The following is a 9,277-nucleotide window of genomic DNA, read 5'->3' as shown; positions in this document are numbered from 1 at the left end:
GCGAGCGCGGCGGCCACCGTGACCGCCGGGCCGACGAGGAACGCGAGGACGAACGGCACCGGCGAGAGCCGCAGCGGAATACCCGTCGGCGCGAGTCCGACCTCCCGGACGAACGCCGCCATCACCCCCGCGTAGGGCACGGCCAGCGCCGAGCCCGCCGCGCTCGCCGCGAGGGCCAGCGTCGCGGCCTCGGCGAGGACGAGTCCGCGAAGCTGGCGCGCCGTCATCCCGATCGACCGGAGCAGCCCCCACGTGCGGCGCCGCCGGGCCGCGTGCAGGCCGAGCATGCCCGCCACGACGAACACCGCGACGAAAGCCGACACGAAGGCCGACAGGATGAGCAGTCCGGTGACGCCGTCCAGTTCGGACCGGGACGCGGCGGACGCGACCAGCAGGCCGTTCCCCGCGACGAGCACCACGGCCGTCAGCACGGCGGCGAACACCGCCGCGAACCCCAGCCGGTCGTTCCGCACGTTCCGCCAGGCCAGCCGCAGGACCAGCGGGGCCCGCGGCCCCGCGCACACTCGATCGCCTCTCATGCGCTTGATCATCTTCCGCGCCCGGCCGCCGCCACTTCGACCGTTCGGGCACACCCGGCTCCGCCTGCCGGACGACCCGTCCCCGACCCGCTCTCGGGGTTCCCCCGACGCGCTCCCCGGGGCCGCGCCGGGCACCGCCGGGCCACCGCCGGGACGCCGCCGGGACGCGCCGCCCGGCGGCGTCCGGGAACGGCCTGGTGATCATCGACACAGAGGCCTTGAACGCGTTCAAAGGAGAGCTAGGGTGCGGGCATGAAGGTGGTCATTCCCGGGGGATCCGGGCAGGTGGGAGCGATTCTCGACCGCGCGCTGACGGCGGCCGGACACGACGTGGTGGTGCTGACGCGGCGACCTTCGAGACCGCGCGAGGTCGCCTGGGACGGCCGCACGCCGGGCCCCTGGACGGACGAGATCGACGGCGCGGACGTGGTCGTCAACCTGGCCGGGCGCAGCGTGAGCTGCCGCTACACCCCGGCCAACCTCCAGGACATGTTGGACTCGCGCGTCCGGTCCACCGAGGCCGTCGGCGAGGCCATCGCGAAGGCCGCCGCGCCGCCGCGGCTCTGGCTGCAGGCGAGCACCGCGACCGTCTACGCGCACCGCTTCGACGCGCCGAACGACGAGGCGACCGGCGAGATCGGCGGCCGGGAGCCCGGCGTCCCGCGCTACTGGGAGTACAGCGTCCGCATCGCGCGGAACTGGGAGGCCGCCCAGTCGCGCGCCGACACTCCGCACACCCGCCGCGTCGCCCTGCGCGCCGCGATGGTGATGAGCCCGGACAAGGGCGGCGTCTTCGCGCACATGCTCGGGATGGTCCGGCTCGGCCTCGGCGGCCCGGTGGCGGGCGGCGGGCAGTACGTCTCGTGGATCCACGACCGGGACTTCGTGCGCGCCGTCCAGTTCCTGATCGAGCGCGACGACCTGTCCGGCCCGGTCAACCTGACGTCCCCGAACCCGCTCCCCTACCGCGACTTCATGCGGCACCTGCGCCGGGCGTGGGGCATGCCCGTCGGCCTGCCGGCCACCGCGTGGATGGCGGAGCTGGGCGCCCTCGCGCTCCGCTCCGACACCGAACTGCTCCTGAAGAGCCGCCGCGTCACGCCCGGCCGCCTGCTGGACGCGGGCTTCACGTTCGACCACGCCGAGTGGCCCGTGGCCGCCGAGGACCTGGTCCGGCGCGTCCGCTCCCGGGCGTGAGGGCCGGCTCCGCGGGCCGCCGCGAACGCCGGAGCCGGGGGTGCGAGATATGGGACGGTATTCCTATATACGAATAGCGTCCCGGGAGGCCTCTTGAGCACGTCCGTCGTCCGCGCCATGCGGATCCTCGACCTGCTGGCGCACAGCGACGAGGCGTTGACGCTCACCGAGATCGCCGACCGGCTCGGCATCCCGAAGAGCACGGCCCACGGCATCCTCCGCGACCTGGTGGCCGAGTCGTTCGTCGCACCGTCCAAGCCCGCCGCGTACGGGATCGGGCTGAAGGCGTTCGAGGTCGGGTCGGCGCATCTGCGCCGCGTCGGGGTCGCCGGGGTCGTCGCGCCCGAGCTGGCCCGGCTCACCCGCGCGCTCGGCGTCACCTCGCACTACGCGATCCTCGACCGCACGGACGCCGTGTACCTGTGCAAGGAGGACCCGCCCGGCCTCGGCGTCCGGCTGGCGAGCTCGGTCGGGGCGCGGCTGCCGTCCCATCTGACCGCCGTGGGCAAGGCGTGCCTCGCCTGGCTGGAGCCGCAGGCGCGCGCCGAGCACGTCGCGGACCGTCCCCGGGAGGAGGTCGAGGGCCTGGACGCCGAGCTGGCCGAGATCCGCGCGCGCGGGCACGCCACCGACGACGGACGCGTCGCGACCGGCATCACCTGCGTCGCCGCGCCGGTCTTCGACCCGGCGGGCTGCCGGGGCGCGGTGGGCGTGAGCTACCTGCCCGGCCCCGCGTCCGACGTGGAGGCGATCGCCGGGGAGGTCCGCGCCGCCGCCGCGCGGACGTCCGCGCTCCTCGGCGGACGCGCCGTCTGACCTCTGTTTCCGTCGCTCCCGCGCCGTCCGCCCCGGGTCTCCGCAGGCGGCGGGGGACGGACCGTTGACATCTCCTCGGGTGGGTCCTTAGTGTGCCTCGCATTCGCATAGACGATCATCGTTCGCATATACGAAAGCGAGGCGCTCGATGAGGCTCCTCCCCGCCGCCCGGACCACGGAGTGATCACCCCGCGGCCGTGGCTGAGCCGGATCCAGCCGTACCGCCCCGGCACGCACGCGCCGAGCCCGGACGGCTCGCTCGCCTCCAACGAGACACCCCTCGGCGCGAGCCCGCACGTCGCGCGGGCGCTGGCCGAGGCCGCCGCCGGCGCCCACCACTACCCCGACCCGCTGGCGGGCGAGCTGCGCGCGGAACTGGCGCGCCTGCACGGCGCGGACCCCGACCAGATCCTCGTCGGCAACGGCTCCGACGAGCTGATCTACCTGCTGGCCTGGGCCTACCTCGCGCACGGCGGGCACGCCGTCTGCGCCGACCCCGCCTACCGCATGGACGAGATCAGCAGCCAGGTCGTCAACGCCCGGCTCACCAAGGTCCCGCTGCGCGACTGGACGCACGACCTCGACGCGATGGCCGGGGTCGAGGCCGACATCGCCTACGTCGTCAACCCGCACAACCCCACCGGGACCGTCCTGCCCCGGACCGGCGTCGAGCGCTTCGCCGCCGCGAGCCGCGCGCGCCTGGTCGTCGTGGACGAGGCGTACATCGACTTCACCGACGACCCCGACGCCACGACCGCGATGCCGCTCGCCCGGGACGGCCGCGCCGCCGTGCTGCGGACGTTCTCCAAGGTCCACGGCCTCGCCGGGCTGCGGGTCGGCTACCTGGTCGCGGCCCCGGAGATCATCGCGACGCTGCGGAGCATCCGCGCGCCGTTCTCGGTCAGCGGCCTCGCGCAGGCCGCCGCGCTCGCCGCGCTCCGCGACCACGGGCACCGGCGGGCCGTCCGCGAGCACGCGCGCGAGCAGCGGGACGCCCTGACCGGCCTGCTCACCCGCGCGGGATACGAGGTGATCCCGTCGCAGGCCAACTTCGTGCTGGTGCGGACGCCGGACGAGCGGCGGATGGTCGAGCGGCTCGCCGCGCACGGCGTCGCGGTCCGGCCGGGCACCGGCCTCGGCGTGCCGGGCAGCGTCCGGATGAGCGTGCCGTCCGCCCGGGGCATGGAACTGCTGGAGAAGGCCCTCGCCTGACCCCCGGTCCTCCCCCTCACCCCCGTCCCCCAGCCCCGTCCCACCCCACCCTCCCCCGAAGGGACCGGACACCCATGGCAGCACAGGACCGGCCGCCCACCCCCGTGGTGGAGCGCCGCACCATCGACGTCGTCCCCGACTCCGAGCGGCACGGCACCCCCTTCAACCAGTTCACGCTGTGGTTCGGCGCGAACATGCAGATCACCGCCGTCGTGGACGGCGCGCTCGCGGTCGTGTTCGGCGCCGACCCGCTCTGGGCGGTCGTCGGCCTGCTCGTCGGCAACCTGCTGGGCGGCGTCTTCATGGCGCTGCACTCCGCGCAGGGCCCGCGGCTCGGCCTGCCGCAGATGATCTCCAGCCGCGCGCAGTTCGGCGTGTACGGCGCGGTCGTCCCGATCGTGCTGGTCATCGTCATGTACCTCGGCTTCGCCGCGACCGGCACGGTGCTCGCCGGGCAGGCGGTCAACCAGATCGCGCACACCGACGCGCGGCCCGTCGGCATCATCGTGTTCGGGCTGCTCACCGCCGTCGTCGCCGTGCTCGGCTACCGGTACATCCACGCGCTCGGACGCGTCGCGACCGTCCTCGGCATCGTCGGGTTCACCTACCTGATGATCCGCGTCGTGAGCGACCACGACCTCGGCGGGCTGTTCGGCGCCAAGGCGTTCGACGGGCCGACGTTCCTGCTGGCGATCTCGCTGGGCGCGGGCTGGCAGCTCACGTTCGGACCGTACGTCGCGGACTACTCCCGCTACCTGCCGCGCACCACCTCGCCGCGCACCACCTTCCACTGCACCCTGTGGGGCAGCGTGATCGGCTCGCAGTGGGCGATGTCCTTCGGCGTCCTGCTCGCGGCGCTGCCCGCCCAGAAGGGCGGCGGCTTCCTGGCCAACCAGGTCGGCTTCATGGGCCACCTCGGCGGCGGCGCGGTCGCGCTGCTCATCTACCTGGTCATCATCGTGGGCAAGCTGACCATCAACACGCTCAACGCGTACGGCGGCTTCATGTCGATCCTGACGACGGTCTCCGCGTTCACCAGCGAACGGCGGGTGACGCAGCTCGCGCGCACCCTGTACATCACGGGCTTCCTGGTCCTCTCGATGCTGGTCGCGCTGCTGGCCAGCGAGGACTTCCTCAGCAACTTCAAGAACTTCGTCCTCATGCTGCTGATGGTGTTCACCCCGTGGAGCGCCATCAACCTGGTCGACTACTACCTGGTCTCCAAGGAGCGCATCGACATCCCCGCGCTGTACGACCCGAAGGGCCGCTACGGCCGCTGGAACGCGGTCGCGCTGGGCTGCTACGTCGTCGGCGTCGCCGCCCAGATCCCGTTCCTCAGCCAGACCCTCTACACGGGCCCGGTCACCAAGATGCTCGACGGAGCCGACATCTCCTGGATCATCGGCCTGGCCCTCACCGCGGCCCTCTACTACCCGCTGGCCAAGCGGCACTCCCGCGCTCCGGCCGAACTCATTCCCGCCGAGTCCCCGGACCCGGCGCCGACCGCCTGACGCGTGCTTTCCGGCGAGGCCGCCGTCCCGTCGCCCAGGGACGGGACGGCGGCCTCGCGCCGTTCTGCCTCCGGACGGCCCGTCCCCGCGGGTCGTCGCCGGGGACGGGTCAGCGGCCGGGGGCGCGCTGGGTGATCTCCTGGAGGAACCAGGCGTTGCCGTCCGGGTCCTCGAAGGAGGCGAACGTCCCGTAGCTGGCGCGGTCCGGATGGACGCCGGGGACGCGCCGTTCGGTGCCCGCTTGGTGGAAGACCCCGCTGGCGTCCTGGAACGGCCCGCTGACCTGCACGCCCCGCTCCTCCAGTTCCTTGATCGCTTGCTCGATGTCGGCGACGGCCAGGTGCAGTCCCTGGAAGGTGCCCGGCGCGGCGGGCGTGAGGCCCGTGCCGAAGATGATCGAGCACTCCGAGCCGGGCGGGGTCACCTGGACGACCCGGTAGCCGTCGTCCACGGGGAGGTCGGCGTCGAGCCGGAACCCGGCGTCCCGGGTGTAGAAGCGCTTGGCGCGGTCCACGTCCGACACCGGCACGACGACGACTTCCAGCTTCATGTCCATGGGCGCTCTTCTCTCAGCAGGCGGATCAGGCGGAGCGGCCTCAATCTGCCCATCTGATGGCAACCCTCACATCGGAGTCCGAACCGCCGGTCCTGCCGCGCCGCGTCACCGTGTGACGGGCGGGAATGGTGCGTCGTAAGCGTCGGTTAGTATCGGTAGGGCCCGCCGCGTGGTGATCGCGCGGCATGCGGCCAGTCTTCGTGAGGGAGTTCCCGACATGGTGAGTGACGACGACATCTCCGGCTGAGAGGCCCGGGCGTCCGGACGCGTTCTGATCGGTTCTCCGATCCGCGCCCGGCTATGCGTCGTCCCCTGTTCACCTTTCCCCGTGCCCTGAGCGCGTCGCCGCAGCACGGCTCCGGCACGCCGCCGCACGGGCTTCCGCCAAGGACCCACGCATGTCCGTTTCTCCCATCGTCGTCTCCGGCCTGTCCTTCACCTGGCCGGACGACGTCCCGGTCTTCCGGAACCTCACCTTCAGCGTCGAGACCGAGCGCGTCGGCCTGGTCGCGCCCAACGGCGCGGGCAAGAGCACGCTGCTGCGGCTGATCGGCGGCGGCCTCACCCCGTCCGCCGGGTCCGTCACGGTCGAGGGCGTCCTCGGCTACCTGCCGCAGGACCTCCCGCTCACCGCCGGGCGGTCGGTCGCGGACGTCCTCGGGATCGCCGACGTGATCGCCGCGCTGGACGCCATCGAGTCCGGTGACGCCGACGAGCGCCACTTCGCCGTCATCGGCGACGACTGGGACGTCGAGGACCGCGCCCGCGCCGAGCTGGAGCGGCTCGGCCTCGGCGACGTCTCGCTGCGCGACCCGCTCGGCCGGCTCAGCGGCGGCCAGATCGTCTCGCTCGGCCTCGCCGCGCTGCTGCTGAAGCGTCCCGACGTGCTGCTGCTGGACGAGCCGACCAACAACCTGGACGTCGCGGCCCGCCGCAAGCTCTACGACCTGCTGGAAGGCTGGCGCGGCTGCGTCCTGGTCGTCAGCCACGACCGCGAGCTGCTCGACCGCATGGACCGCATCGCCGAGCTGACCGGCGGCGAGGTCCGCTTCTACGGCGGCAACTACACCGCCTACGAGGAGGCGGTCGCCACCGAGCGGGAGGCGGCCGAGCGGAACCTGCGCAACGCCGAGCAGGAGCTCAAGCGCGAGAAGCGCGAGATGCAGCAGGCCCGCGAACGCGCCGACCGCCGCGCGAGCAACGCCTCGAAGAACCTCAAGGACGCCGGGCTGCCGAAGCTGTTCGCGGGGAACATGAAGCGCAGCGCCGAGAAGGCGGCGGGCAGCGCCCAGACGATGCACGCGTCCCGGGTGAGCGACGCCAGGGAGCGCGCGGACGAGGCGGCGCGGGCCGTCCGGTCCGAGCAGGGCATCGCGCTGGAGCTGCCCGAGACGCACGTCCCGGCCGGACGCACGTTGTTCGTCGGCGAGCACCTGCGCAAGCGCCTCGGCGACACCGACATCTTCGCGGGCGACGGCGCGGACCTGACGATCCGCGGGCCGGAGCGCATCGCGCTGTCCGGCGCGAACGGCGTCGGCAAGTCGACGCTGCTGCGGCTGGTCAACGGCGAGCTGGAACCCGACTCCGGGTCCGTCCGGCGCGCGGACGGCCGCGTCGCCTACCTGTCCCAGCGCCTGGACCTGCTCGACGACGACCGGACGATCGCGGAGAACTTCGCGGCCGCCGCGCCGTCGCTGCCGGACGCGCAGCGACTCAACGTCCTCGCGCGGTTCCTGTTCCGGGGGCAGCGCGTCCACCTGCCGGTGCGGGTGCTGTCGGGCGGCGAGCGCCTCCGCGCGACGCTCGCGTGCGTGCTGTACGCCGAGCCCGCGCCGCACCTGCTGCTGCTGGACGAGCCGACCAACAACCTCGACCTGGTGAGCGTCGGCCAGTTGGAGAACGCGCTCAACGCCTATGAGGGCGCGTTCATCGTGATCAGCCACGACGAGCGCTTCCTCGAACGGATCAAGGTGAACCGGCGGCTCACGCTGGCCGGAGGCCGCCTGACCTCCGTCGAGGACCTCGCGCCCTGACCGGGCCGCACGAGAAGGCGGGCGCCCGGAACGGTCCTTTCGGCCGATTGCCTCCAGGGCGCCCGTCTCCCAACCTGGGCACCATGGTCATCTCGTCCCGCTGGACCCGGCCCGTTGCCGCCGCGCTGTTCGCGGCGGCCGTCATCTTCCAGGCCGTCGCCATCGGGACGAGCTGGGGCGCGGCGTACTGGCCGTTCGGAGCGGTCGCGGCGACGGCCGTGTGCGTCCTCGCCCTGCTGCACCACCGGTGGCCTGTCGGGGCCGCCGCGCTCGCGGTCGCGGTCGCGGGCGCCGCGACGTTCGTCGCGCGGGAGGCCCACCTGCCCGCCGAGCCGAGCCCCGCCGTGGCGCTCGGCCTGGCCGTCCTGGTCGGCTCCGCGCTCCGGACGCTGCCCGCCGCGACCGCCGCGGCCGTGGCGGGCGGCGGGCTGGCCGTCGCGGCGGGCGGCGAGATCGCGGCCCGGACGTCGTCCGGCGGAGCCTCGGTGGCCAACATCAGCGTCCTGACCTGGTGCGCCGCCGTCGCGGTCGGCCTCGCGCTGCGGCTCGCGGACGTCCGGGCGCGGGCCGCCGTGGAGCGCGTGCGGCGGGAGGAACGCCTGGAGCTCGCCCGCGAGATGCACGACGACGTCGCCCACCACATCGCGAGCATGCTGATCCAGGCCCAGGCGGCGCAGGTCGTCGCGCGGCGGCGTCCCGAGGACATCCCGCGCACGCTCACCGGCATCGAGACGGCGGGAGCGGACGCCCTGGCCGCTATGCGCCGCGCCGTCACCCTGCTGCGCGACACCGGCGACGCCGCAGGCGACGGCTTCACCGCGTCCGGCTCGGCCGGGTCCGAGCACCTGACCGAACTCGTGCACCGCTTCGGCAGGACCGGGCCGACCGTCCGCCTGCACCTGCCGGACGGCGACACCGCCTGGCCGCCCGCGGACTGGCCGCCCGAGGTGACCGGCACCGTCTACCGGGTCGTCCAGGAGTCGCTGACGAACGTCGCGCGGCACGCGCCGCTGGCCGGTTCGGTCGCGGTGAGCGTGCGGCGGGACGGCGGCCGCGTCACCGTGGAGGTCGTGGACGACGCGCCGCCGGCGCGGCCGGGCGGCCGGGGCGGGTTCGGGCTGCTCGGCATGCGCGAGCGCGTCGAGTCCCTCGGCGGGACGCTCGACGCCGGTCCGGGCGACGGCGGCGGCTGGGCCGTCCGCGCCGTCCTGCCCGTCCCGCAGGCGGGAGCGGGCCGGTGACCGTGCGCGTCCTGATCGCCGACGACCAGGCGATGATCCGCGGCGGGCTGCGGCTCATCCTGGAGGACGAACCCGGCATCGAGGTGGTCGCCGAGGCCGCCGCGGATCATCGCCTGGTCGTCGGCGATCAGGACGCGCACGGTCACCGGCCCGCTCCCGCCTGCGGGACGGG

At 73.9% G+C, this 9,277-nt stretch carries 8 protein-coding genes; 6 read left to right on the top strand and 2 right to left on the bottom strand.

Going from position 1 to position 9,277, the window contains the following annotated elements:
• Positions 1–539 (bottom strand): FtsX-like permease family protein (locus tag AB0J52_RS16470; RefSeq protein ID WP_500182427.1); only part of this gene is annotated, 539 nt, incomplete at its 3' end.
• Positions 540–791: 252 nt separating this feature from the next.
• On the opposite strand from AB0J52_RS16470, the gene AB0J52_RS16465 reads away from it, so the two are divergent.
• From AB0J52_RS16465 to AB0J52_RS16450, 4 genes are all read left to right on the top strand, one after another.
• A complete protein-coding gene (locus AB0J52_RS16465; RefSeq protein WP_500182426.1) occupies positions 792–1,736 on the top strand; it encodes a TIGR01777 family oxidoreductase in 945 nt (314 codons plus the stop codon).
• Positions 1,737–1,829: 93 nt separating this feature from the next.
• Positions 1,830–2,552, top strand: a complete 723-nt coding sequence (locus AB0J52_RS16460) for an IclR family transcriptional regulator (RefSeq protein ID WP_500182425.1) — start codon at positions 1,830–1,832, stop codon at positions 2,550–2,552.
• 180 nt (positions 2,553–2,732) lie between these two features.
• Complete coding sequence (locus AB0J52_RS16455; protein WP_500182424.1) at positions 2,733–3,764, top strand: pyridoxal phosphate-dependent aminotransferase; 1,032 nt, start codon at positions 2,733–2,735, stop codon at positions 3,762–3,764.
• 74 nt (positions 3,765–3,838) lie between these two features.
• Complete coding sequence (locus AB0J52_RS16450; RefSeq protein WP_500182423.1) at positions 3,839–5,275, top strand: purine-cytosine permease family protein; 1,437 nt, start codon at positions 3,839–3,841, stop codon at positions 5,273–5,275.
• A 109-nt stretch (positions 5,276–5,384) separates the two neighbouring features.
• Here the strand turns inward: AB0J52_RS16450 and AB0J52_RS16445 are convergent, their stop codons facing one another.
• Positions 5,385–5,831 carry a VOC family protein gene (locus AB0J52_RS16445; protein WP_500182422.1) on the bottom strand — a complete coding sequence of 149 codons (447 nt, stop codon included), beginning with the start codon at positions 5,829–5,831 and terminating at the stop codon, positions 5,385–5,387.
• Positions 5,832–6,229: 398 nt separating this feature from the next.
• Between AB0J52_RS16445 and abc-f the strand changes: the two genes are divergently transcribed.
• Positions 6,230–7,864, top strand: coding sequence for a ribosomal protection-like ABC-F family protein (gene abc-f / locus AB0J52_RS16440; RefSeq protein ID WP_500182421.1), 1,635 nt, complete (start codon positions 6,230–6,232; stop codon positions 7,862–7,864).
• Between the two features lie 83 nt (positions 7,865–7,947).
• Complete coding sequence (locus AB0J52_RS16435; protein WP_500182420.1) at positions 7,948–9,105, top strand: sensor histidine kinase; 1,158 nt, start codon at positions 7,948–7,950, stop codon at positions 9,103–9,105.
• The last annotated feature ends 172 nt before the right edge of the window (positions 9,106–9,277 follow it).

Origin of the sequence: Spirillospora sp. NPDC049652 (genome assembly GCF_040675125.1) — a bacterium.
Taxonomy (GTDB): domain Bacteria; phylum Actinomycetota; class Actinomycetes; order Streptosporangiales; family Streptosporangiaceae; genus Spirillospora.
The sequence above is the reverse complement of the archived record's forward strand: the minus strand, read 5'-3'. Positions and strand labels throughout refer to the sequence as shown.

Bases quoted from the DNA above. Each gene is read 5' to 3' on its own strand.
- AB0J52_RS16465 (WP_500182426.1), top strand. From the start codon at position 792: ATGAAGGTGGTCATTCCCGGGGGATCCGGGCAGGTGGGAGCGATTCTC.
- AB0J52_RS16450 (WP_500182423.1), top strand. From the start codon at position 3,839: ATGGCAGCACAGGACCGGCCGCCCACCCCCGTGGTGGAGCGCCGCACC.
- AB0J52_RS16445 (WP_500182422.1), bottom strand. From the start codon at position 5,831: ATGGACATGAAGCTGGAAGTCGTCGTCGTGCCGGTGTCGGACGTGGAC.
- abc-f (WP_500182421.1), top strand. From the start codon at position 6,230: ATGTCCGTTTCTCCCATCGTCGTCTCCGGCCTGTCCTTCACCTGGCCG.
- AB0J52_RS16435 (WP_500182420.1), top strand. From the start codon at position 7,948: ATGGTCATCTCGTCCCGCTGGACCCGGCCCGTTGCCGCCGCGCTGTTC.